A 24,056-nucleotide genomic window follows, 5' to 3' on the forward strand; every position below is an offset into this window, starting at 1 on the left:
ACGAACCCTGTGGGAGCGGGCATCCCCGCTCCCACAGGTTATGTGTCTAGCTTGCGATCCTGGATCAGAACACGTTCAACGGGTAATCCACGATTACCCGCAGTTCATCGTTGTCGCTGTTGCTGTCGATCGACGCATAACCCTGGCTGCCACGGTGGGTGGCATAGCGCACCAGCACCGACAGGTCCTTGAGGTCTCCTTCCTGGAACACGTACTTCACATCCAGGTCGCGTTCCCAGTGCATGGCGTTCTTGCCATCGGCACGGTAATAGTCGTAGTGGGTGGTGTCCTGGGTGGCCTTGGTCAGGTCCGCTTCACCGCGCGAGTACGACAGTGCCGTGGTCAGGCCAGGTATGCCTACACCAGTGAAGTCATAGTTGTACTGCAGCTTCCACGAACGTTCGTTGGGCGCGTTGAAGTCCGAGTACATGCGCGAGTTGTCCAGGTAGATGCTGTCGCCCAGGTTGATGTAGTCGAACGGCGTGTTGCCATTGACCCGCTGGTAGGCGGTGGTGACGCTGTGGAACCCGGCGTTGACGGTGAAGTGCAGGCTGTAGGTGTTGTTGTCGATCTTGCCCAGCAAGGCCTGGCCGGTGTCCTGGGTGTGATAGAAGTGCACGCCCGGGTTCAGGCTGACCAGGTCGTTGACCACGTAGGTGTAGTCGAAATCGGCGTAGTACTGGTTCCAGATGTCCTTCAGCTCGGCCGCATACAGGTTGGCGGTGATGTTCGGGGTACCGCTCCACGACGCGCCGGCCCAGTTCAGGTGCTTGCTCTTGTCATGCTCGCCCAGCGAACCGTAGTAGGTGTCGATGCGGCGGTGACCGCTCTGGTTGTAAGGCTTGGTGAAGCTCACCTGGCCACCTTCGAGCAGCAGGCCGTCGATGCTGGTGTTGGTCAGGCTCACACCACGGAAGGTCTGCGGCAGCATGCGGGATTCGCCGCCGGCGATCACCGGGTTGGTCAGGAACAGGTCACCGGCTTTCAGCTCGGTGTCGAACGCCTTGAGCTTGACTGCGGCACCGGCAGTGGAAAACGAGTGCGGGGCAGCACCCAGTTCGTCTTCGTTCTTCTGGTGGGTCGGCAGGATACTGGTGCCAGCATGGCCGCCACCGCCGTCGAGTTTCAGGCCCAGCATGGCGTGGGCGTCCAGGCCAAAGCCGACTACACCCGGGGTATAGCCCGACTCGAAGCGGGCAACCGCGCCTTGGCCCCACTCTCGGGTGTCGCGCACGCCGGCGTTGTGGTTGTCGCGGTTGAAGTAGGCATTACGGAAATGCAGGTTGAAGGACGAGCCTTCGATGAAGCCATCAGCCTTGTCTTCATCTGCCTGGGCGGCGAAAGGGATCGTTGCAGTCAACGCAATGAACAGCGGGGTAAAACGAAACGCGGAAGGCACCGGTACTAGCTCCTTTGGTCTGACGGTGGGGCAGTTTTTATTTTCGAATGTGCGTCTTTTTTATAGGTGAACGTTACAGCTGGGCTGATAGTTAAAGCACATAAAAAAAGCCGCTGATCGGCAGCGGCTTTAAAAGGCTAACATATCGGCACCGGTGGTGCCCATGGCGTAGCCAAGGGAAAACGGGCGCAGCGACAGCGCTTGATCAGCTGTCGGCATTGGCATCTACAGAAACCTTGGAAGCTGTCTGTTTTGCGTCTTTTACGGCGTCCATCTGCTGTGCGGCTACGGCTTCGCGAGCCTCTTGGTGGACTGCGGCGAACTCGGCATTACGGGTGACGAAAGCCTGGGACTCTTCGGCCATGGCCAAGGGGGACAACAACAGGGAAGACAGGATGAAGATGCTGGCAATACCCATACTGTTGGACATTTGAAACTACCTTCTTGCAGTGCAAGTGCTAATGAGGACGGGGATAAAGTTAGTCTCATCAATGCACTTGAAACAGAGCGAAGTGCGATAAGGACTGTTGCGAAAAAGGTAAGTATCGCAGGAGAAGCAATTGGGCTTTCGCCGCAAACCACTACGCTAGACAGCCTGCGCGGTTCCCTGTGAGAGCGAACACCGGCGCAGCCGATGCCACCCTCCGCGTTGGATTCTTCGCGGCTGAAGCCGCTCCACAGGGATTGCGCCAGTTTGCAGGACTTTGCACAAGGCAGTTGTCTCACAAGGGCCTGGTCAGAAGCTGATGAAGGCGTAATACACCGGCGGCTCGTTGGTGGTACGCAAGCCGTGCCCCTGCAAGCTCGCCGTCAGCGCCGCGTCCTCCACATGCAGGGTCCACTCTGCCCGGTCATCCTCCGGTACCTGCGCGAGAACCGCGGCAAAGGCCCCCATGTCCGGCAGGTAGGCAGTAAACCCGTTGCCTTTGAGCGCACTGGTGGTCATGCCCAGCGCCTGGCACACCGCTACCTTGGCGCCGATGTCTTCGCGGTCGGCCTGGCGTGAGGCCTGCACCAGCGCCTCTAGCCCGACATCGACCAGTTGCGTGCCGTGAATCAGCTCCGGCCCCTGCTGCCAGGCTTCTGGCGGGCAGTCCTTGCTGTCCGGCCGCAGCGGGATATGCGGGTTGATTTCCACCGGGTAGATGCGGCAGACCAGCGGGCGCTGGTCATAGATGGTGCACAGGTCGTTGTCGTCGAGGTTGCGGCAGCGCCCGGGGTTGAACGCGGCAAAGGTCACCGACACGCGTACTTCACCGTGTCCGCAGGGCACGGGGTGGGAACGACGCAACACATGATCACGCTGTTCTACCGGCATGCCAGGGCCGTCCACCACGAAGGCTTCGATCAGCACCACCACCTGGCCGGCGTTGTTCGCCCAGTGGCGCGCTTCGGCCAGGGTCAAGGGCACGTGGTGGCCGGTGCAGCACTTGCCGCAGCCGGTACAGGCGAAGCGCAGGTTGTCGCTCACTAGGCTCCAGGGCTCCATTCGTTGACGAAGGCGCGTTGGTGCTTGAACACCTGCTGGCACTGCTCGTGGAGAAACTTCATACGCGATTCCGGCAAGTTACTTGCGAGGGGCGCGAATTATGCCCGACTCGGTCCCGACGGCAAGCCGGGAGTTTGTCTGCGAATGTATCAGCGCTCGGCGAACATCACGGCGCGCGCAGCCACTACAAGACAATCGGTCAGTTCCGGCGAGGAGAACTTGGTAAGAATGGCATTGGCCCCTGCCAGGGTCGCCTTTTCGCTGCTCATGGCGCTGTCCAGCGAGGTGTGCAGCAGTATGTACAGGTGCTGGAAATCGGGCGTTTCGCGCAGGGTGCGGGTGAAGGCGTAGCCGTCCATTTCGCTCATTTCGATGTCGGAGACGATCACGTTGATCTCCTGTGCGGTGCCTTGCAGTTCCAGCAGCACGTTGATGGCGTCCTTGGCACTGCGCGCGGTGTGGCATTCGATGCCGAGGTTGCGCAAGGTGTGCACCGACTGCTGCAGGGCTACCTGGCTGTCGTCCACCACCAGGATGTTGGCGGCGGCCAGCAGGCTGACGTCTTCCTCGCTCAAGCTCCGGTGAGGCGGTTCGGGTAGCGGCGGGGCGATGGCATGGATGACTTTTTCGATGTCCAGCACTTGCACCAGGGTGTTGTCGACCCGGGTCACGCCGGTGATGAACGAGCGGCTGCCTGAGCCGTAGGGTGGCGGTTTGATGTCGGTGCTCAGGCAATGCACGATGCGGCTGACCGCCTGCACATGCAGACCCTGGCGCGAGCGGCTTATCTCGGTGACGATCAGGCAACCGCTGTCCGGGTCGGCCAGCGGCCGTTCGCCAATTGCGCGGGAGAGGTCGATGACCGACAGCGAGTTGCCGCGCAGGGTCGCCACGCCTTTCACGTGGGGGTGCGATTCGGGCAGCTTGGTCAGCGGCGGGCAGGGGATGATCTCGCTGACCTTGAGCAGGTTGATTGCCATCAACTTGCCGCTGCGCAGGGTGAACAGCAGCAGGGACAGCGAGTCCGCGCGGGCATTTTGCGTGGCCATGGTGACCTTCGTGGGGAACAGGGAGTAACCGGTTATCGGCCTGTTCGGGCTTGGCTTTAGTCATTTTGCACAGAGCCTGGGAACGCTCGGGACCCTGTGAGAGCGCGCCGGGCATTGTTAGAAGCGGATGAAGGCGTAATACACCGCGGGCTTGTTGATGGTGCGCAAAGCATGTTCCTGCAAGCTGGCCACCAGCGCCGCTTCCCCTACATCCTGGGTCCACGGCGCCCCGTCATCTTCCTGCCTTGCGCCGAACCGCGGCAAACGCCCCGGTATCCGGCAGGTAAGCGGTAACAACGGTAATAGGTGTCTTACCCTCCGGTATGCAGCAGGGTTTGTGCGTTGTGGCTCGGTCCTTATTTGAAAGGGGACTATTGCTCAGGCAGTGGTGCGTCGGAAGTTAAAATTAACCAATGCCCCGTAGTATTCTCTGCTCTTGCTCGCGGCTGCCTCTTTGTCTCTGATGCTGGATGCGGCGTCCCTGAAGATTCTATAGTATTTGTGGCCTGCACCGCCGGTAAGCCCTAAGCTTTCGGCATGGGCATGGATTCGATTATAAGATCGCGCGCTCATAGTGGTTGGCGATATCTCGGGAGAGTATTTGGCGTAGGACATTCGTTTCGGAATGATCTGAATTTCAGCCCAGAGCCCATTTGGTGTCGGTAAGACAGCATTTATCCCGGTATATCCGAGAGGGTCTGTCGAAGAATCGATATATTTATACTTTCCGCCCATTTGTTCAATGGCGCTTACGATTTCAGGTATGACCTTTTTTTTGGCGACAAGTGTATTTCTAGCAATATCTTTAAGACGTGTTGGATCTCCCGCATACTTGCTTTGGGTTTTTTCCCATGCACGATTCCATGTCTTCTGAGGCGCAGGGAGCCAGCTGGCTCCATAGGTTTTACCAAGGGTTTGCGCAACGTTGTCGATATAAATGTTTGCCGCATTGGCTTTGGTAAACATTGTTCGCAGTTTGGCTCGTGCCGTCCACGCATTTATTTTCAGCATTATCGCTTCGCTGAAACGGCCACTGGGGTCGAACAGGTTTACAGGATCACCTAGCCCATAAGCAAAAGAGTTTATTCCTCCTGGGCCCGTGGGGCTGTAGCTGTCTGGCCTTAAAAATTTCATGAGGGCTGGGCTGAAAGCGCGATAGCCACGGCCAAGCAGATAAAAACCTGAGTGTTCAAGGCGCTCGCCATTGAACGCTAATAGATACTGCTCCGCGAATGGAGAGTAGCCATAAGGTGTATATGCTCTGCATTTTGTTTCGTGGGAATATATCTCGAAAAGAATGGTGTCTGATCTGTCTGTGCTGAAAAGTACTGTACTTTTCTCTGAGGTATCTTGGCGTTGAGTCGCAAGTGGCAAGCTTTCGTATCGGACGTAGACGATTTTCCCAAACGAAGTGAGCTCGGTGACAAGATGATCGTTTGCATAGAAACGTATGTTTTTGGCCATTGTCAGCGTCCGTAGTAGGCGTATACCTCATTTTGGCCGGTGATACTTTTGCGTCAATCTGGTAGATCTAGCAGTTGACAACTTCTGCAGCTCTAATCTGAGGGCGCCATGGCGTGCGCCGCCACCACCAAGCAGTCGGTCGGCTCCGGCGAGGAGAACTTGGTAAGAATGGCATTGGCCGCGGCCTGGGTCGCCTTCTCACTGCTCTTGGCGCTGTCCAGCGAAGTGTGCCGCAGGCAACCCCAATCAAGCCGGAAAACGTTAACTGACCGGCATTAGGGCTTGCCCCGCTCCCACAGGTACCCCCGCTGGTTTCAACTCAACGCAGCCCCAGCCGACGGGCGAGGCGGCTGAGGTTGGCGCGGTCCAGGCCCAGCTCCCGCGCAGCGGCCGCCCAGTTTTCCTGGTGCCGTTGCAGGCAGGCTTCGATCATCTGGCGCTGGTAGACGTCGACGGCTTCGCGCAGCCCACCCTCGGGTAGCAGTGCCGCTTGCAAGGGCGCGGCAGGGGAGGGCGGGGGGGCGGGCGTTGCCATTGGACGCAGGTCCAGGTCGATGGCTTCAAGGGTGAGGATGCGTGGCCTGTTGGGGTGTTGGCCCAGCGCCTTGAGCGCCGAACGACCGATCAGGTGTTCCAGTTCACGCACGTTGCCTGGCCAGCTGTAGGCCAGCAGCGCGGCCTGGGCTCCGCTGCTCAGGCGCAGGCTGTTCAGGCCCAGGCGTGAACGGTTCTGTTCGAGGAAGTAGCCAGCCAATAGCAGCACATCACGCCCCCGCTCGCGCAACGGCGGCACGTGCAGCGGGTACACGCTGAGGCGGTGATAGAAGTCGGCGCGGAAGTTGCCTGTGCGTACTTCTTCTGCCAGGTCGCGGTTGGTGGCTGCGATCAGGCGTACGTCCACACGGTGCTCGCGGTCCGAGCCCAGGCGCTGCAACTGACCGCTCTGCAGTACGCGCAACAGCTTGGCTTGCACTGTCAGCGGCAGTTCACCCACTTCGTCGAGGAACAGCGTGCCGCCATTGGCCAGCTCGAACTTGCCGCGTCGCTCGCCATGGGCGCCGGTGAAGGCACCGCGAACATGGCCGAACAGTTCGCTTTCCACCAGCGTGTCGGGCAGGGCGGCGCAGTTGAGGCTGACCAGCGGTTTGTCGGCGCGGTTGCTGGCCTTGTGCAGGGCCTGGGCCACCAGCTCCTTGCCGACGCCGGTCTCACCGGTGATCAGTACGGTCAGGTCGCTGCCTCCGACCAGGCGGATTTCCTCCACCAGGCGCTTGTGCGCCGGGCTCTGGCCAATCAGCTCCTTATCCTGGCCGCTGGCCTGGCGGTAGATCTCCGCGCGATGGTGCTCGTCTTCCGCGCGCAGGGCCAGGTTCTCGATGCGCTCGGCCACGGTGACCGTGGCGGCGGCCAGGCTGGCAAAGGCCTGCAGGGCGTCCAGCTCCAGGCTCTGGAACTGCCCGGGGGTGAGTGCGTCCAGGGTGACCAGGCCCCAAGGGCGCTCGTCGACCATCAACGGGCAGCCCATGCAGTCATGTACTTCCAGGTTGGCATCGGGGGTGTTGACCAGGCCGTCGTAAGGGTCTGGCAGCTCGGAGTCGCTGGCGAAGCGGGTGGGTTCCGGGCGGCTGAGCAGGATCTGGAAGCGTGGATGCTCGCTAACCCGAAAGCGTCGGCCCAGGGTATCGGGGCTCAGGCCGTCCACTGCCAGCGGCACCAGCCACTCGCCGTCCAGGCGCAGCAGCGCGGCGGCATCGCAGGGCAGCAACCCACGCATGGCCTGCAGCAAGCGGCGGTAGCGTTCCTGGTCGGGCAAGTCGCGGGACAGGTCGCTGACCAAAGGTAGCAGGGTGGTGAGCAGCGGCTTTGCAGTCATATGGACTCCTGTAGGTCGATATGACTATACGCCGGGTTGAGTCGTTTTGACATGATTGGTGTCAAGCCCTTGATTTTTCTGGAGATAAAAGTTGGCACGATTGATGTAGTAGCCGGTGCAGTCATTCGAAGCCACAGGCTCAGGAGTTGTTGCAATGCTCAATGCCGAACAACGTGCAATCATCAAGGCCACTGTCCCCCTGCTGGAAAGCGGCGGCGAAGCGCTGACCACCCACTTCTACAAGATGATGCTCAGCGAGTACCCGCAAGTGCGTCCGCTGTTCAACCAGGCCCACCAGGCCAGCGGTGACCAGCCGCGAGCCCTGGCTAACGGCGTGCTGATGTATGCCCGCCACATCGACCAGCTGGAGCAGCTTGGCGGCCTGGTCGGCCAGATCATCAACAAGCACGTTGCCCTGCAGATTTTGCCGGAGCACTACCCGATCGTCGGCAACTGCCTGCTGCGTGCCATCGAAGAAGTGCTGGGCAAGGAAATCGCCACCCCCGCCGTGATCGACGCCTGGGGTGCGGCCTATGGCCAGTTGGCCGACATCCTGATCGGTGCGGAAGAAAACCTCTATAAGCAGAAGGAAGAGGCAGAAGGCGGCTGGCGCGGTACCCGCGAATTCCGCCTGGTACGCCGTGAGCAGGAAAGCAGCGAAATCGTTTCGTTCTACTTTGCCCCGGTGGATGGCAAGCCGGTGCTCAAGGCCGAGCCTGGCCAGTACATCGGCCTGAAGCTGGATATCGACGGTGCCGAGCAGCGTCGCAACTATTCCCTGTCGGCACTGTGCGACGGCAAGGAATACCGCATCAGCGTCAAGCGCGAGGAGAGCGGCAAGGTCTCCAGCTACCTGCACGACGTACTGGCGGTGGGGGATACCCTGCAGCTGTTCCCGCCGGCGGGCGATTTCACCCTGGTGGCAAGCGAAAAGCCGCTGGTGCTGATCAGCGGTGGCGTGGGTATTACCCCGACCCTGCCAATGCTGCAGGCGGCACTGCAAACTCAGCGGGAGGTGCATTTCATTCACTGCGCGCGTAACGGCGCCGTGCATGCCTTCCGCGACTGGATCGACGACCTGGCCGAGCGTCATCCGCAGCTCAAGCGCTTCTACTGCTATGCCGAGCCGCAGGGTGGCGCTTCGGCTGATGCCGTGGGCCTGCTGAGCGAGGACTTGCTGGCCGAATGGCTGCCGCAAGCGCGTGATGTGGATGCCTACTTCCTCGGGCCCAAGGGCTTCATGGCGGCAGTCAAGCGCCAGCTGAAGGGCCTGGGCGTGCCAGAGCAGCAGAGCCGCTACGAGTTCTTCGGGCCGGCGGCTGCGCTGGAGTGATGTAGCGCCTGTACCGGCCCTTTCGCGGGTAAACCCGCTCCCACAGTGATCGCACAGGTTTTAAACCTTGTGGGGGCCCTGTGGGAGCGGGTTTACCCGCGAAGAGGCCGGTACAAGCTTACAGAATATTTATCCCGGCCGTTGGGCCGCACCTCACCTTCCTCCCTATATATAAGGAGACATGAAAGCGGCTGTGCAGCTTTCATCTTTAATCCTCCTTTAATCACGGTATCCTTCACTCCCGGGTGTCGAGGGGCTTGCTCCTGCGCGGCACCCGGGCAGCCGCTTTTTTGCCGCCCGGCGTTGAACCGACGTCGTTGCGGCCGGTCTCAGCCACACTGGATAGCCTTGCGCAGCGCTATCACGCCGCTTCCTCGGCACGCTCAAAGGCCCTGCCCAGCGTGTAGACTTGCGCCAGGCAGGCGGATCACGCTGCCATTATCCATCGAAGGAACCGGCAATGAACGAACAAACATCGCGCCTGAATCGGGAACGGCGCTTTCTGGTACTGTTGGGCCTGATCTGCATTTCGCTGATCGGTGGCGCCCTTTACATGCAGATTGTCCTGGGCGAGGCACCATGCCCGTTGTGCATCCTGCAGCGTTATGCGCTGCTGTTCATCGCCGTGTTCGCCTTCATCGCCGCGGCTATGCCCGGGCGCCGCAGCCTGACCTTCTTTGAGGCACTGGTGGTGCTCAGCGCCATTGGCGGAATCGTTGCGGCCGGCAACCATGTGTATATACTCGCCAACCCCATGGTCAGTTGTGGCATCGACACCCTTCAGCCGATCGTGGACGACCTGCCGCTGGCCAAGCTCTGGCCGCTGGTGTTCCAGGTCGACGGCTTCTGCAGCACGCCGTACCCGCCGATCCTCGGCTTGTCGCTGGCGCAATGGGCGCTGGTGGCATTCGTGCTGACGGCTGTTCTGGTTCCGCTCGGGATCTATCGCAACCGACGCCAGGCTTAGACAAAAGTCCCGAATTGCATGGGGGCTTTTACGCCGCATGAGAAGAGGGAAAATTTGTTCCCCGCTTGATCCAGATCAACCCGTAGGCCTTGCAGAATGCGGCTTTGGGGCCTATCAAGCGGGGTGCGACAAACTGTCGCGAAGTTGAATTTTCGAGCGGTATTGTTACGTATTCTGTAAAAGACTGTTGCTCAATAAGTCATAGTCAAGGGTTGGCGACCTATCTACAATCGCCCCCAATTTCCGTTCGGCACTGCTTGCAAGTCGCAGGATTGAAGGAAGCCCCAGCGCTCCTTTTTGCTGACTTCGTCAAGTTTCGCCCAACGGCGATACCGGGCGGACCCCCCTCCGCGTTTTCCCGCACCAAATGGACTTGGTCTGAAGTACAGGCCTGTTGCCTACGAAACCATAAGCACCGCTAACTCGCTTCACGCCTAGGTCCTGCAGTCGGACCCCGGGCAGGAGCGAGTACGGGCGCGAAATGCCGCACTTGGCAGGACGAAGTGTTGGCTACCAAAACACAAATTGCATTGAAGCAAGCTGATCTAGAGGTCGTGAGATGAGTAAAAAGCGTTACCCCAGACTGTTTGGCATATTGCCCTTTTTAGGCATGCTTTTACTCAGTGGGTGCAACTGGACCCTGCTCGACCCGAAGGGCCAGGTCGGCATTGAGCAAAAGAACCTGATCCTGATCGCTACCGGCCTGATGCTGCTGGTGGTGATTCCGGTCATTATCATGACCGTGGTTTTCGCCTGGAAGTACCGTGCTTCCAACAAGGCCGCCACCTACACCCCCGACTGGTCGCACTCGACCAAGATCGAAGCCGCAGTGTGGATCATCCCGATCCTGATCATCATCGCCCTGGGCTACTTCACCTACCACTCCACCCACAAGCTGGACCCGTACCGTCCGCTGGATTCCGACGTCAAGCCGATCCAGATCGACGTGGTCGCGCTGGACTGGAAGTGGCTGTTCATCTACCCGGAGCAGGGCATCGCCACGGTCAACAAGATCGTCTTCCCGGCTAACACCCCGGTCAACTTCCGCGTCACTTCCGATGCCGTGATGAACTCGTTCTTCATCCCGGGCCTGGGTGGCCAGATCTACGCCATGGCCGGCATGACCACCAAGCTGCACCTGATCGCCAATGAAAACGGCGAGTTCGACGGTATCAGCGCCAACTACAGCGGTGCTGGCTTCACCGGCATGAAATTCAAGGCTACTGCCACCTCCCAGGAAGACTTCGACAAGTGGGTCGCCGAGGTCAAGCAGTCGCCGAAGAAGCTGGACAAGGCCGAATACGACGCCTTGGCCAAACCAAGCGAAAACAACCCAGTCGCGCTGTATAGCGAGGCTTCGCCTGACCAGTTCCAGCTGATCGTCGACAAGTACGAAGGCATGAACCGCGGTCGTCCGAGCCACGAAGAAGCAGGCAGCAAAGATCTGGCCACTACCAAGGGTGTGGAATCGAGTATGCAACCAGCTGCCGGTGCAGAGGAGTAAGAGATGTTCGGTAAATTAAGCCTGGAGGCGATACCCTATCACGAGCCGATAGTCATGGTGACACTCGCCATTATCGCGCTCGGTGGTATCGCTTTGGTCGGTGCTATCACCTATTTCCGCAAGTGGACCTACTTGTGGAGCGAGTGGTTGACGACTGTCGACCACAAGAAAATCGGGGTGATGTACATCATCGTCGCGATGGTCATGCTGCTGCGCGGCTTTGCCGACGCCATCATGATGCGTACCCAGCTGGCTGCCGCTACCGGTGGCTCCGAAGGCTACCTGCCGCCTGAACACTATGACCAGATCTTCACCGCTCACGGTGTGATCATGATCATCTTCATGGCGATGCCGTTCTTCACTGGCCTGATGAACCTGGCGGTTCCTCTGCAGATCGGTGCACGTGACGTTGCCTTCCCGTTCCTGAACTCCCTGAGCTTCTACCTGCTGCTGGCAGGCGTGCTGCTGGTCAACATCTCGCTGGGCGTTGGTGAATTCGCCAAGACCGGCTGGGTTGCCTATCCGCCGCTCGCGGGCATTCAGTACAGCCCTGGGGTAGGTGTCGACTACTACATCTGGGCGCTACAGCTCTCGGGCCTGGGTACGACGCTTACCGGCGTGAACTTCCTCGTCACCGTGATGAAGATGCGCGCACCTGGCATGAAGCTGATGGACATGCCGATCTTCACCTGGACCTGCACCTGGGCCAACGTGCTGATCGTGGCTTCCTTCCCGATCCTGACCGCTGCACTCGCTCTGCTGACTGTTGACCGTTATCTGGACTTCCACATCTTCACCAACGAGCTTGGTGGGAACCCGATGATGTACGTCAACCTGTTCTGGGCGTGGGGTCACCCTGAGGTCTACATCCTGATCCTGCCGGCCTTCGGCGTGTTCTCGGAAGTTACCTCCACCTTCGCAGGCAAGCGCCTGTTCGGCCACCACTCGATGATCTACGCATCGGGCGCCATCGCCGTGCTGGGCTTCGCTGTATGGCTGCACCACTTCTTCACCATGGGTGCCGGCGCCAGCGTCAACACCTTCTTCGGCCTGGCGACGATGCTGATCTCCATTCCGACTGGTGTGAAGCTGTTCAACTGGCTGTTCACCATCTACCAGGGCCGTCTGCGCTTCACCGCGCCGATCATGTGGACCCTGGGCTTCATGATCACCTTCTCCATCGGTGGCATGACTGGTGTTCTGCTGGCTGTTCCAGGTGCTGACTTCGTGCTGCACAACAGCCTGTTCGTAATTGCTCACTTCCACAACGTGATCATCGGTGGTGCGGTATTCGGCTACATCGCCGGCTTCGCCTACTGGTTCCCGAAAGCCTTCGGTTTCACCCTGAACGAGAAGTGGGGCAAGGCTGCCTTCTGGTTCTGGATCTCGGGCTTCTACGTTGCGTTCATGCCGCTGTACGCCCTGGGCTTCATGGGCATGACCCGTCGTCTGAACCACTCCGACAACCCACTGTGGGAACCCTACCTGTACGTAGCCGTTGTCGGCGCCGTGCTGATCCTGTTCGGTATCGCCTGCCAGCTGATCCAGCTGTACGTATCGGTTCGCGACCGCAACCAGAACCTGGACGTGACCGGCGACCCATGGGGCGGCCGTACCCTGGAATGGTCGACTTCGTCGCCACCTCCGTTCTACAACTTCGCCCACATGCCTGAGAAGGTTGGCCTGGATGCCTGGCACGAAGCCAAGGAAGCCGGTGTCGCCTACAAGCCTGCGGCCAAGTACGAAGCGATCCACATGCCGAGCAACACCTCCACCGGTTTGTTCATGGGCCTGTTCCTGACCGTCTTCGGCTTCGCCTTCATCTGGCACATCTGGTGGCTGGTTGGCGCGAGCCTGGTTGCAACCATCGCTGTCTTCGTTCGCCACGCTGCGCGTGACGACCAAGGCTACATGGTTCCGGCCGAAGAAGTGGCGCGCATCGAAGGCGAGCGCATGAAAGCGCTGGCCAAAGCAGGTGCTCTGCCTGCCGGCGCACGTGTCGAATCGTTTGAGCGGGTGTAATCAATGTCCAGTCAAGTAATGCACGGTGCTGCTCATGGTCACGACCATGGGCATGACGACCACCACCACGACTCGGGCCAGATGACCGTACTCGGTTTCTGGCTGTACCTGATGACCGACTGCATCCTGTTTGCGTCGCTCTTCGCCACCTACGCGGTGCTGTCCGGCAGTTTTGCCGGCGGCCCGTCGGGTCATGACATCTTCCAGCTCGATTTCGTAGCTGTCGAAACGCTGTTCCTGCTGCTGTCCTCGATCACCTTCGGCTTCGCCATGCTGAAGATGTTCGATGGCAAGAAAGCTGGCGTACTGGGCTGGTTGGCTGTGACCTTCCTGTTCGGTGCAGGCTTCATCGCGATGGAAATCTATGAATTCCATCACCTGATCGGCGAAGGCTTCGGCCCGAACCGCAGTGGCTTCCTGTCGGGCTTCTTCGCCCTGGTAGGTACCCACGGCCTGCACGTGACCGCCGGCCTGATCTGGATGGCAGTCATGATGTACCAGATCAACAAGCACGGCATCACGCCGACCGCCAAGACCCGCATGAGCTGCCTGAGCCTGTTCTGGCACTTCCTGGACGTGGTCTGGATCTGCGTATTCACCGTCGTCTACCTGCTGGGAGTTCTGTAATGGCTAACGCACACGACACTCATCACGAAGGTAACCACGGCAGCGTCAAGTCGTACATGATCGGCTTCATCCTGTCGATCATCCTGACTGCGATCCCGTTCGGCCTGGCCATGTCGCCAAGCCTGCCGAAGAACCTGACCGTTCTGATCATTGTTGCCATGGCCGTGATCCAGGTAGTAGTGCACCTGGTGTACTTCCTGCACATGGACCGCTCGAAAGAGCAGCGCAACAACGTTTCGACGTTCCTGTTCACCACCTTGGTAATCGCTCTGCTTGTCGGCCTGTCGCTGTGGATCATGTTCAGCATCCACTTCGAAATGTTGGCCAAGTGAGGTAAGACTGCATGTCCGTGAAGCACTTTATCCAAATCACCAAACCGGGGATCATTTTCGGTAACGTGCTTTCCGTGGCAGGCGGTTTCTTCCTTGCCTCGAAGGGCCATGTGGATTTCGCCCTGTTCCTGGCAGTGGTGATCGGTACTTCGCTGGTGGTCGCGTCCGGATGCGTGTTCAACAACTGCATCGACCGTGACATCGACCACAAGATGGAGCGCACCAAGAACCGCGTCATGGTCCAGGGCGGTATGTCGCTGCCCCTCGCGCTGATCTACGCCACCCTGCTCGGGGTGGCGGGTTTCAGCCTGCTGTATGTCCAGGCCAACCCGCTGTCGGCGTTCTGCGCAGCTGTAGGCTTTATCGTCTACGTCGGTTTCTACAGCCTGTGGCTGAAGCGTAAATCGGTGCACGGCACCTTGGTCGGCAGCCTGTCTGGTGCCATGCCTCCGGTGATCGGCTATTGCGCCGTGAGCAACAGCTTCGACCTGGCTGCGGTCACCCTGCTGGTGATGTTCAGCCTGTGGCAGATGCCGCACAGCTTCGCCATCGCGATCTTCCGCTTCAAAGATTACAGCGCTGCCAACATTCCGGTCCTGCCGGTGGCTCGCGGCATCCTCGCGGCGAAGAAGCAGATCGTGCTGTACGTGCTGGCCTTCGTGCTCGCAACCCTGATGCTTACCCTCGGCGGTTACGCCGGCCTCGGCTACCTGGCCGTGGCAGCAGCCATGGGCCTGTACTGGCTGTACATGGCTTGGGGTGGCTACAAGGCCGAGGACGACAGCAAGTGGGCCCGCAAGGTGTTCGGTTTCTCCATCCTCACCGTCACTGCCTTGAGCGTGATGATGGGTGTGGACAGCCAGACCGCTGCGGACGTGCTGATGACTTACGCACGCTGATACTGCTGCCTGTTACACGAAAACCCCGGCCATTGTGCCGGGTTTTTTTATGGGTGTTTTCCTGTGCTGGCCCTTTCGCGGGTGAACCCGCTCCCACAGGTTCGTGCACAGGATTTGAGCTTGGTGCGTCCCCTGTGGGAGCGGGTTTATCCGCGAAGAGGCCGGACCTGAAATATAAATTTGAAATTTTCAAAAAATACATCTGAAAAATTCTAACAAAACAGGAAATTGTCCTTTACAGTCATCCTGTTTCGGCACTATCTTCTGATCCAGGCCGCCACATCGGCCAACGTCGCTCGGACGGTTCCGGGCGCTTACGTACTCAGAGGAAACCATGGCCAACCCAGGTTCGCCGCGCCGCTTTGCGCGCATCGATCGTCTCCCCCCTTACGTTTTCAACATCACTGCCGAGCTCAAGATGGCTGCCCGCCGCCGTGGCGAGGACATCATCGACCTGAGCATGGGCAACCCCGATGGCGCTACCCCACCGCACATCGTTGAGAAGCTGGTGCAGGTCGCCCAGCGTGAAGACACCCACGGCTACTCCACCTCCCGCGGCATCCCGCGCCTGCGTAGGGCCATCTCCAACTGGTACAAGGAACGCTACGAGGTCGACATCGACCCGGAAAGCGAAGCCATCGTCACCATCGGCTCGAAGGAAGGCCTGGCGCACCTGATGCTGGCCACCCTCGACCAGGGCGACACAGTGCTGGTACCCAACCCCAGCTACCCGATCCATATCTACGGGGCGGTGATCGCCGGAGCCCAGGTGCGTTCGGTGCCGTTGGTGCCGGGAGTGGACTTCTTCAACGAACTCGAGCGGGCCATCCGTGAGTCGATCCCCAAGCCGAAGATGATGATCCTCGGCTTCCCGTCCAACCCTACCGCCCAGTGCGTGGAGTTGGACTTCTTCGAGCGCGTGGTGGCTTTGGCCAAGCAGTACAACGTGCTGGTGGTGCATGACCTGGCCTATGCCGACATCGTCTACGACGGCTGGAAAGCACCATCGATCATGCAGGTGCCGGGGGCCAAGGACATCGCGGTGGAGTTCTTCACCCTGTCCAAGAGCTACAACATGGCCGGCTGGCGGATCGGCTTCATGGTCGGCAACCCCGAGTTGGTCAGCGCCCTGGCGCGGATCAAGAGCTACCACGACTATGGCACCTTCACCCCGCTGCAAGTGGCCGCCATTGCCGCACTGGAAGGTGACCAGCAGTGCGTGCGCGACATTGCCGAGCAATACCGCCAGCGCCGCAACCTGCTGGTGAAAGGGCTGCACGAACTGGGCTGGATGGTCGAGAACCCCAAGGCCTCGATGTACGTGTGGGCGAAGATCCCGCCGGAGTATGCGCACCTGGGCTCGCTGGAGTTTTCCAAGAAGCTGCTGGCCGAGGCCAAGGTGTGTGTGTCGCCGGGGATTGGCTTTGGTGACTATGGTGACGACCATGTGCGCTTTGCCCTGATCGAGAACCAGGACCGTATTCGCCAGGCGATTCGCGGGATCCGGCAGATGTTCCGGGCTGATGGTTTGACCCGCAAGTAAACCATTGGGGCTGCAAAGCAGCCCCGACTGACTCAAAGGCGAGTTTTCCGCCTGCATCCCGCCGATTGATCTACCTATTTTCTGCACTCATTTATCAACACAGAGAGCCTAAAATGAGTGTCTTCACCGCCTATTTCTGCGGCACCGGTTCCCACCGCTTCGACGACGCCAACCCCAATTTCTGGAATGGCGAGCTGGTCTCGACCCTGGCCAGCAACGACCAAGGCCGCGAGTTCGCCCACTGGATCGCCGTTGACGGCCCCGGTAGCGGCAACCTCCAGGACGACAACCTGTTCGTCGAGCCCGGCGGCTACTTCAACTGGACTGGCCAGTTGTTCGGTCGTGGCTGGGAAGAGAACGTCAACCATGTGCTGCAGGTGATAAAAGGCGAGAGCAGCTGGCAGCGCACCAAGCTGAGCGAAGAAGAATACGAGCGGCTGAAGAACGCTGGCGTACCTATCCCGGATGCTTCCTCCACGGCTTCCTGGTTCTGGCGCACCTATGACTACGGCGAGCGCCACCCAACTCCACAGGAGCTGCAGGAACGCATCATCAAGCTGTTCCGTAAGCCGCGCCTGCCGACCCAGGTGAATCTGGTGGGCTGGAGCAGGGGAGGGATCAGTTGCCACATGCTGGGCAACGCCATGGCGCAGGACCCTGTATTGCGGGGCATACCAGTCAATATCTTCGCCATCGACCCGGTGCCAGGCATCGGCAACCTGCAAAGCCAGCGGGTAACCCTGGCGGGCAATGTCCGCGAGTACGTGGGTTTCTATTCGCGGGACGAGCGATCCAAAGGCTTTGCCTGTGTGATCCCGTCGGTCGAGCCAGATACGCGGATCTGCATCTACCCCATGCCAGGCCGCCATGCCACGCTGGTGGGTAACGCCTCGGTCGACGGTGCGGGTGACGGCAAGATACTGGTGGAGCCGGGGTTGATCGTTCGGCATTTTGCCGAGGTCTGCCTGACCCGGTGGGGTGTGCAGCTGGACAAGCGCCTGTCCCTGAGCGACAACCAGTTGATGCAGTATCACAGGGTCATGGCTGCTGCCGAAGGGCAGTACAAGGCCATGCGCAGCGAGTCCTATACCGTACTGACCGAGGGCGAAAAGGACGACCGGCTGGTGCATTGCGGCGAGGCTCGCACACACTTCAGCAAGGTATGTGGTGATGGCTATGACCCGACCGAAGGCCTTGGCTTGCAGCGCTGGGATGTCACTTCCTACAAGGCATTACGCTAACTTGAACGGGCGGCCGGCGAAGGCGCTGGTCGTCCATGCTCAATTGCCGGATCAGCGGCAAATATTTTTGCATTCCCCCTCTATCCAGACGCCCCGGCTTGGATTGAAAATGGCGCCGCGGGCCAGGCCCGATAACAACAACCTTCCCTCCGTGCCATCATGTCCGAATATAACCCTTGCCTTGACTGCGGCGCCTGCTGCGGGTACTTCCGTGTGTCCTTTTTCTGGGGCGAATGCCAGTCTGCCGGGGGCGTTGTGCCGGACGACCTGGTGGTACAGATCAACCCCACCCGTGTTGCCATGATCGGTACCGATGCCAAGCCCTGCCGCTGCGTCAGCCTTGATGGCGAGATCGGTAAAGAGGTGGCTTGTACCATTTACGCCAACCGTTCCAGCCCTTGCCGCGAGTTCGAGGCGTCGTGGGTGGGTGGGGTGCATAACCCCAGCTGCGACGATGCGCGGGCGGCGTATGGCCTGCCACCGCTGACCCCGCCGGGGGCTAATGAGCCGCATTGGCCGGATGATGGGGCTGAGGTGGCCTGATTCTTCCAAGGTTGTCTGTGCCGGCCTCTTCGCGGGCATCAGCTGTAAGAAGATTCTGAACCTGAAACCAAATGCTTCAGGTGGCCGGGCATTGGGAATTATCCTACGAGCTCAGTCGGATGCCGTCTGATAGGCAGGGAAATACCACAGCGTTAACTTCACCGTTCGCCCAGAAGGCGAGCGAGTGTGAGAACTCGTTGTTGGTAGTCCCTTGTCAGCTTATGGCAGCTGTGCGCGTGCAGGCTTTGGCCTGACCGTGGTGACTCCAACACGGGCTTCTCACCTCGCGCACGGCTGCCGCCCAAATCTGTGAGAAGGATCGAGGTGGTTGCCTCCAGCACACATTTGGAGTTCATCATGATCAATCACCTCAAATCCCGCACCACCGCAGGCGTGGAGAAGTTCCTCGAGTTGTACCGGGTAGAACCGGGCGTACCGCTTGACCTGGCATTCGATGAATTGTCGGTCCTGATCGGCTGCATCAAGCATCTGAACGAAGAGGCCGAGATGGAGGGCGACAAGATCGCCGGCAGCGCGGCACGGATTCTCAGTGCCATGGCCAAGGCGCTGATCAATGACATGGAAGTGGGGTTGAACCGCGGAGATTGAGTAATGGCCTGATGTGCCTGTCGGGCTGGCCAGTAGCGGCTGACAGCTGCATGCCGAAAGGTTTGCGGTGGTTTTGAGACCGAGCGCCGCCCGCGCGGCGCTTCGCGGGACAAGCCCGCTCCCACATTTGTTGCAACGTGCCGAACCTGTCAGGCCATGGTTGCCAGCCTTGGTGGGCTGACTGGATTTCTGGGTTGGCATTGCTGCCGCCCCACCTGCCTCAAGTCCTGTACAAAGGCTGACAACGCCTCTCCCACAGGCATGGCCACGTTGCAACAAATGTGGGAGCGGGCTTGTCCCGCGAAGCGCCGCGCGGGCGGCGCTCGATTTCCGCACCACCACCAAACCCAAGGCAGTCACCTCTCAAATACAACCCCAAACCCAAGGCAGGCACCTCTCAAATACAACCCCAAACCCAAGGCAGGTACCTCTCAAATACAACCCCAAACCCAAGGCAGGCACCTCTCAAATACAACCCCAAACCCAAGGCAGGCCCCCCTCAAACACACCCCAAAACCCAAGACATGCCCCACCCACCCCACATGAAGTTAAACTGTCATCTCCCCAGCAATGGACAGGAGATCCGGCGTGACCCCACCCCGCAGTTTCCCCAGTGACCTCTGCCTCGACAGCCCGCGTCTGCAATTGCGCCCCATGCGCCATGCCGATGCCGCGCAATGGCTGGCGATCATGGCCGACCCCGAGGTCATGCGCTATTGGCATCATGCCCCCTGGCAAGATCTGGCCGAAGCCGAAAGCGCCCTGGCCGCCGACCGCGAAGCCTATGCCAATGGTGACCAGCTCAAGCTTGGCATGTACCGCCGTGACAGCGGAGAACTGATCGGCATGGTTCAGCTGTTCAACATCGACGACGTTTCCCGCCGTGGCGAGATCGGCTACTGCCTGGCCAGCGCGGTGCAGGGCAGGGGCTACATGGACGAAGCACTGACCTGCTTCATCGACTACCTCGCCCACACCTTGCACATGCGCCGTCTGGAAGGCGAGATCGACCCGCGTAACCAAGGGTCGGCACGCACCCTGGAGCGCCAGGGTTTTGTGCTGGAAGGTACCCTGCGTGCGCGTTGGTGCGTTGCCGGCGAGTTGTCCGATTCGGGTATTTATGGCCTTCTGCTAGAGCCCCCGGTTGCCTAGGAAATAAATCTTTTGCCAGTTTTCTACCTGAGCGTCAGCCTGCTGCTTTACCTGCTCGCACTGTTCTTCGATGGCGCGCTGATGAGCGGCGACCGCCACATGCCGGCCCTGCAAATGCTGTTGTACGGTCCCTGGGGCGTGCCCTTCGGCTTGTACCAATGGTTTGCCAACCCGCTACTGGCCTTGGCGATCCTTGCCCATAGACGTTTTCGCCGGCTGGCATTGCTGGTTGGGCTGGTGGCTGTGTACCTGGCTGCCAGCAGTTTCGGCATTGACCGTTTGCCGGACAACCAGAGCTATGAGTTTCATGACCTGACCGGCCTTGGTGCCGGTTTCTACCTGTGGCTGGCGGCGATGGTGGTGTTTTGCGTGGGGCAGGCCTGGCATTGCTGGAGGGCGCGCAGCGCCGGCGACATGCCAGGCTGGAGTTGGCTGGATGTGCTGTTGATTGCGGCGCTTGGCGTGGCGCTGTATGCGGCAACGCAGATGCCGTCGCTGCGCTTCGAGCCGGGCAAGGTGCTGATGCCGCCGGAACAGCCGCAGACGCTTTGAAGTCCATAAGGAGGGCGCATGGGTAAGCATTACCTGACGGGCCCCGGCACTGGTCTGTGTGCTGTCGCTGGCAGGTCCATGTACAAGCCAGTGGCGGGACCATGGCGCAGCTGGAAGGTGGGGCCTGTGTGATGGACATGACCCGCGACCGGGTGGCGGAGCTGGAGCGGGTGCTTAGTCCCGGGCAGTAAGGTTGTCTATACGGGCCTCTTCGCGGGTAAACCCGCTCCCACAGGTATTTCGCAAGCTTTGAGATCACGCTGTACCTGTGGGAGCGGGTTTACCCGCGAACACCGGCAACGCCGGTGCCATCCACCGCACGTTTCTACTTGCGCGGTTCGCGTAGCGCCCGGGCCTTGAGGTACTCGCGCACTTCCACGGCATCCCCGGCAAACTCGATACGTTCAGCCTTGGCCGCGCGCTGGTAGGCATACATCGGGTCGTAATATTCGTTCAGCAACCCTTCGATCCAGCCACGGTGCAGGTCCACCGCGCCGCTGCGCTGCTGTTCTTCCAGGGCCTGGCGCAGGACTTCCGACAGCCGCTGATAGCGCTCCCCCCCCAAGCGTTTGTAGATGTTGGCCATGCTCTGCAACATGCGCTCTGCGAACAGCCGGGGGCCGTCTTCTTCACCATGCACACTGACGAACTCGGCGCTGAGGTTGATCACGTAGTCGCGCAGAATGCGTTCTACCCGGTTGGCGAAGCTGTCTTCCAGCCACACCAGCGGATACTGCTGCATGCCTTGGTACAGCTCCAGCGGCACCGTGCAACTGCCCACGATGCGGCCTTCATCCTCCAGTACGAACTGCTCGATGCCACGGGCGCGCTTCTTCAGCACGTCGATGGCCAACCTGTTTTCGAAGTCGATCTGTGCCGGCTGCGCAGTGGCGCGCTTGCCGAAGCTGGAACCACGGTGGTTGGCATGGCCTTCCAGGTCGAGCACGTTATCCAGTTGGTGCAGCACGTCAGTCTTGCCGGTGCCGGTCAGGCCCCCCACCAGCACGAAATCGCATTGCTCCACCGCCTGCTCGGTAGTCTCCAGCAGGAACGTACGCATGGCCTTGTAGCCACCTTTGACGCGAGGGTACTGGATGCCAGCTTCATCGCGCAGCCAGCCCTGCACGATCTGCGAGCGCAGGCCGCCACGGAAGCAGTATAAGTAGCCTTCCGGATGGGCCTTGGCGAATGCTGCCCAAGCCTCCAGGCGTGCCTGCTTGGTGGCGCCGCTGACCAGTTGGTGGCCCAGGGCGATAGCGGCGGCCTGGCCCTGCTGCTTGTAGCAGGTGCCCACCCTCTGCCGCTCCTGGTCGTTCATCAGCGGCAGGTTGACGGCACCGGGAAAGGCGCCCTTGGCAAATTCGACAGGTGCGCGCATGTCCATCATCGGCACGTCGTCGAGGAACAGCTGGCGGAAGTCGGTGCAGTCGGGGCGCATCAGATCACCTCGACCGCATGGCTCTGTCGCTCGACCAGCTTGCCGATCGGCGCCAGTTGCAGGCCCAGTTCGGCGGCCGCCGCCAGGAATTCGGCTTCACCTTCCGGGGTAACCGCCACCAGCAGGCCACCGCTGGTCTGCGGGTCGCACAGCAGGTGCTTCTGGTCGTCGCTCAGGGCGCCGATCTTGTGCCCGTAGCTGTCAAAGTTGCGCAGGGTACCGCCGGGGATGCAGCCCTCGGCCAGGTAGTGGTCGACGCTGGGCAGCCGCGGTACGGCGGCATAGTCCAGGTGCGCGGTAAGGCCACTGCCTTCGGCCAGTTCCACCAGGTGGCCGAGCAGGCCGAAACCGGTGACGTCGGTCATGGCCTTGACACCGTCAAGCTTGCCGAAACGGCTGCCGGGAGTGTTGAGGGTGCACATCCAGTCGCGGGCCAGGCCCTGGTCCTGCGCGCGCAGCTTGGCCTTCTTCTCGGCGGTGGTCAGGATGCCGATGCCCAGTGGCTTGGTCAGGTACAGGCGGCAGCCTGCGCTGGCAGTGTCGTTGCGCTTGAGGTGGCGCTTGCTGACCACGCCGGTGACCGCCAGGCCGAAGATCGGCTCGGGGGCGTCGATGGAGTGGCCACCGGCCAGTGGGATGCCGGCTTCGGCGCATACCGCACGGCCTCCGCGGATCACTTCCCGGGCCACTTCCGGCGGCAGTACGTTGACCGGCCAGCCGAGGATGGCAATGGCCATCAGCGGGTCGCCGCCCATGGCGTAGATGTCACTGATGGCATTGGTGGCGGCGATACGGCCGAAGTCATACGGGTCATCGACGATCGGCATGAAGAAGTCGGTGGTCGAGACCACGCCGCGCTCGTCGTCCAGCGCGTACACGGCAGCGTCGTCACGCGAGGCGTTGCCCACCCACAGTTTCGGGTCCAGGGCCTGGGCGCCGCTTTCGGCGAGGATCACATCCAGCACCTTCGGGGAGATCTTGCAGCCACAGCCGGCACCATGGCTGTACTGGGTCAGGCGAATCGGCTCGCTCATGTGTACCTCAGGAGGTCAATTTGTTGCGCGATTGTAGCAAAGCTGGCCTTTGCGCCTGCGCCTCTTATAATTCCCGTTGCCGGCGCATAGGCCGGCCTTTCCCCGCTATTGAACCGGAGAACACCCATGCTCAAACGCCCTCTGGCGCTCGCCGCCGGCCTCGTGCTGTCTTGTTGTGCCGTTGTCGCCCAGGCTGCTGACACCCTGCGGGTCAGCGCCATCCCTGACGAAGCACCGACCGAACTGCAGCGCAAGTTCAAGCCGCTGGGCGAGTATCTGGCCAAGCAACTGGGCATGGAGGTGAAGTTCGTACCGGTTGCAGACTACCCGGCGGTGGTCGAGTCACTGGCCTCCGATCGCCTCGATCTGGCCTGGCTGGGCGGCTTTACCTTCGTCCAGGTGCACCTGAAGGACCCGACCGCCACGCCGCTGGTGCAGCGTGAACAGGATGCGCAGTTCACCTCCAAGTTCATCACCGCCAACCCCGACGTGAAGAGCCTGGCCGACCTCAAGGGCAAATCGTTTGCCTTCGGTTCCATCTCGTCCACCTCGGGCAGCCTGATGCCGCGTTACTTCATGCTCAAGCAGGACAACATCAAGCCTGAAGACTACTTCAGCCGCGTTGCCTACTCCGGTGCCCACGATGCCACCGTAGCCTGGGTGCAGGCCGGCAAGGTCGATGGTGGCGTGCTCAACGCCAGCGTGTGGCAGAAGCTGGTGGATGCCGGCAAGGTCGATACCGCCAAGGTGAAGGTGTTCGCCACCACCCCGACCTACTTCGACTACAACTGGACCGTGCGCGGTAACATGGACCCGGCGCTGAAAGAGAAGATCAAGAAAGCCTTCCTGGACCTCGATCCGGCCAACCCGGAGCACAAGGCGATTCTCGACCTGCAGGCCGCCAGCCGCTTCATCGAGACCAAGCCTGAGAACTACGTGGGCACCGAGCAGGCTGCACGTGAGGCTGGCCTGCTCAAGTGACATCT

22 protein-coding genes and 1 pseudogene are annotated in these 24,056 nt (G+C 60.5%); 14 read left to right on the top strand and 9 right to left on the bottom strand.

Annotation, left to right across the window (positions count from 1 at the left end; translation table 11 throughout):
- Nucleotides 1–64: 64 nt before the first annotated feature.
- From CAY82_RS22010 to norR, 7 genes and pseudogenes are all read right to left on the bottom strand, one after another.
- Nucleotides 65–1,399, bottom strand: a complete 1,335-nt coding sequence (locus CAY82_RS22010; RefSeq protein ID WP_087503051.1) for an OprD family porin — start codon at nucleotides 1,397–1,399, stop codon at nucleotides 65–67.
- A gap of 205 nt (nucleotides 1,400–1,604) precedes the next feature.
- The gene (locus CAY82_RS22015) at nucleotides 1,605–1,829 is read right to left on the bottom strand and encodes a hypothetical protein (RefSeq protein ID WP_087503052.1); all 225 of its coding nucleotides are present in this window, start codon (nucleotides 1,827–1,829) and stop codon (nucleotides 1,605–1,607) included.
- 306 nt (nucleotides 1,830–2,135) lie between these two features.
- Nucleotides 2,136–2,870: a YkgJ family cysteine cluster protein gene (locus CAY82_RS22020; protein WP_087503053.1), complete on the bottom strand. Its 735-nt coding sequence runs from the start codon at nucleotides 2,868–2,870 to the stop codon at nucleotides 2,136–2,138.
- Between the two features lie 167 nt (nucleotides 2,871–3,037).
- Nucleotides 3,038–3,937: a chemotaxis protein gene (locus tag CAY82_RS22025; RefSeq protein WP_087503054.1), complete on the bottom strand. Its 900-nt coding sequence runs from the start codon at nucleotides 3,935–3,937 to the stop codon at nucleotides 3,038–3,040.
- 378 nt (nucleotides 3,938–4,315) lie between these two features.
- Complete coding sequence (locus CAY82_RS22030; protein ID WP_087503055.1) at nucleotides 4,316–5,401, bottom strand: RHS repeat-associated core domain-containing protein; 1,086 nt, start codon at nucleotides 5,399–5,401, stop codon at nucleotides 4,316–4,318.
- A gap of 92 nt (nucleotides 5,402–5,493) precedes the next feature.
- A pseudogene (locus tag CAY82_RS26345) lies at nucleotides 5,494–5,637 on the bottom strand (chemotaxis protein CheV); the annotation flags it as partial.
- Nucleotides 5,638–5,720: 83 nt separating this feature from the next.
- Nucleotides 5,721–7,274: a nitric oxide reductase transcriptional regulator NorR gene (gene norR, locus CAY82_RS22035; protein ID WP_087503056.1), complete on the bottom strand. Its 1,554-nt coding sequence runs from the start codon at nucleotides 7,272–7,274 to the stop codon at nucleotides 5,721–5,723.
- A gap of 154 nt (nucleotides 7,275–7,428) precedes the next feature.
- Between norR and hmpA the strand changes: the two genes are divergently transcribed.
- The 13 genes from hmpA to CAY82_RS22105 all read left to right on the top strand — a co-directional run bounded on the left by hmpA (nucleotide 7,429) and on the right by CAY82_RS22105 (nucleotide 20,598).
- Nucleotides 7,429–8,607, top strand: coding sequence for an NO-inducible flavohemoprotein (hmpA, locus tag CAY82_RS22040; RefSeq protein ID WP_087503057.1), 1,179 nt, complete (start codon nucleotides 7,429–7,431; stop codon nucleotides 8,605–8,607).
- 460 nt (nucleotides 8,608–9,067) lie between these two features.
- On the top strand, nucleotides 9,068–9,574 hold the full coding sequence (locus tag CAY82_RS22045) for a disulfide bond formation protein B (protein WP_039613829.1): 507 nt from the start codon (nucleotides 9,068–9,070) through the stop codon (nucleotides 9,572–9,574).
- 559 nt (nucleotides 9,575–10,133) lie between these two features.
- Nucleotides 10,134–11,078, top strand: coding sequence for a ubiquinol oxidase subunit II (cyoA, locus tag CAY82_RS22055; protein ID WP_087503058.1), 945 nt, complete (start codon nucleotides 10,134–10,136; stop codon nucleotides 11,076–11,078).
- Nucleotides 11,079–11,081: 3 nt separating this feature from the next.
- Nucleotides 11,082–13,100, top strand: a complete 2,019-nt coding sequence (gene cyoB / locus CAY82_RS22060) for a cytochrome o ubiquinol oxidase subunit I (protein ID WP_087503059.1) — start codon at nucleotides 11,082–11,084, stop codon at nucleotides 13,098–13,100.
- Nucleotides 13,101–13,103: 3 nt separating this feature from the next.
- A complete protein-coding gene (gene cyoC, locus CAY82_RS22065) occupies nucleotides 13,104–13,727 on the top strand; it encodes a cytochrome o ubiquinol oxidase subunit III (RefSeq protein WP_063911281.1) in 624 nt (207 codons plus the stop codon).
- The gene (gene cyoD / locus CAY82_RS22070) at nucleotides 13,727–14,059 is read left to right on the top strand and encodes a cytochrome o ubiquinol oxidase subunit IV (protein ID WP_003259128.1); all 333 of its coding nucleotides are present in this window, start codon (nucleotides 13,727–13,729) and stop codon (nucleotides 14,057–14,059) included. Before cyoC ends, cyoD begins: the two co-directional genes overlap by 1 nt.
- Nucleotides 14,060–14,070: 11 nt before the next feature.
- Nucleotides 14,071–14,958, top strand: coding sequence for a heme o synthase (gene cyoE, locus CAY82_RS22075; protein ID WP_016484944.1), 888 nt, complete (start codon nucleotides 14,071–14,073; stop codon nucleotides 14,956–14,958).
- A 334-nt stretch (nucleotides 14,959–15,292) separates the two neighbouring features.
- Nucleotides 15,293–16,501, top strand: coding sequence for an alanine transaminase (alaC, locus tag CAY82_RS22080; RefSeq protein ID WP_087503060.1), 1,209 nt, complete (start codon nucleotides 15,293–15,295; stop codon nucleotides 16,499–16,501).
- A 113-nt stretch (nucleotides 16,502–16,614) separates the two neighbouring features.
- On the top strand, nucleotides 16,615–17,742 hold the full coding sequence (locus tag CAY82_RS22085) for a hypothetical protein (protein WP_087503061.1): 1,128 nt from the start codon (nucleotides 16,615–16,617) through the stop codon (nucleotides 17,740–17,742).
- 159 nt (nucleotides 17,743–17,901) lie between these two features.
- Nucleotides 17,902–18,285 (top strand): YkgJ family cysteine cluster protein, encoded by a 384-nt coding sequence (locus CAY82_RS22090; protein WP_087503062.1) that lies wholly within the window; start codon nucleotides 17,902–17,904, stop codon nucleotides 18,283–18,285.
- A 357-nt stretch (nucleotides 18,286–18,642) separates the two neighbouring features.
- Entirely contained in the window at nucleotides 18,643–18,894 is a 252-nt protein-coding gene (locus CAY82_RS22095) for a DUF3077 domain-containing protein (protein WP_087503097.1), read from the top strand.
- 588 nt (nucleotides 18,895–19,482) lie between these two features.
- The gene (locus CAY82_RS22100) at nucleotides 19,483–20,046 is read left to right on the top strand and encodes a GNAT family N-acetyltransferase (RefSeq protein ID WP_087503063.1); all 564 of its coding nucleotides are present in this window, start codon (nucleotides 19,483–19,485) and stop codon (nucleotides 20,044–20,046) included.
- A gap of 12 nt (nucleotides 20,047–20,058) precedes the next feature.
- A complete protein-coding gene (locus CAY82_RS22105; protein WP_087503064.1) occupies nucleotides 20,059–20,598 on the top strand; it encodes a hypothetical protein in 540 nt (179 codons plus the stop codon).
- Between the two features lie 325 nt (nucleotides 20,599–20,923).
- Here the strand turns inward: CAY82_RS22105 and mnmH are convergent, their stop codons facing one another.
- Both mnmH and selD read right to left on the bottom strand, forming a co-directional pair.
- Entirely contained in the window at nucleotides 20,924–22,036 is a 1,113-nt protein-coding gene (gene mnmH / locus CAY82_RS22110) for a tRNA 2-selenouridine(34) synthase MnmH (RefSeq protein ID WP_087503065.1), read from the bottom strand.
- The gene (gene selD / locus CAY82_RS22115; protein ID WP_087503066.1) at nucleotides 22,036–23,070 is read right to left on the bottom strand and encodes a selenide, water dikinase SelD; all 1,035 of its coding nucleotides are present in this window, start codon (nucleotides 23,068–23,070) and stop codon (nucleotides 22,036–22,038) included. Before selD ends, mnmH begins: the two co-directional genes overlap by 1 nt.
- Before the next feature lie 126 nt (nucleotides 23,071–23,196).
- Here selD and CAY82_RS22120 point away from each other — a divergent pair, with 126 nt between their 5' ends.
- Nucleotides 23,197–24,051, top strand: coding sequence for a putative selenate ABC transporter substrate-binding protein (locus CAY82_RS22120; RefSeq protein ID WP_087503067.1), 855 nt, complete (start codon nucleotides 23,197–23,199; stop codon nucleotides 24,049–24,051).
- Nucleotides 24,052–24,056: the final 5 nt, after the last annotated feature.

The sequence above is a fragment of the Pseudomonas sp. SID14000 genome (assembly GCF_002165135.1).
GTDB lineage: Bacteria > Pseudomonadota > Gammaproteobacteria > Pseudomonadales > Pseudomonadaceae > Aquipseudomonas.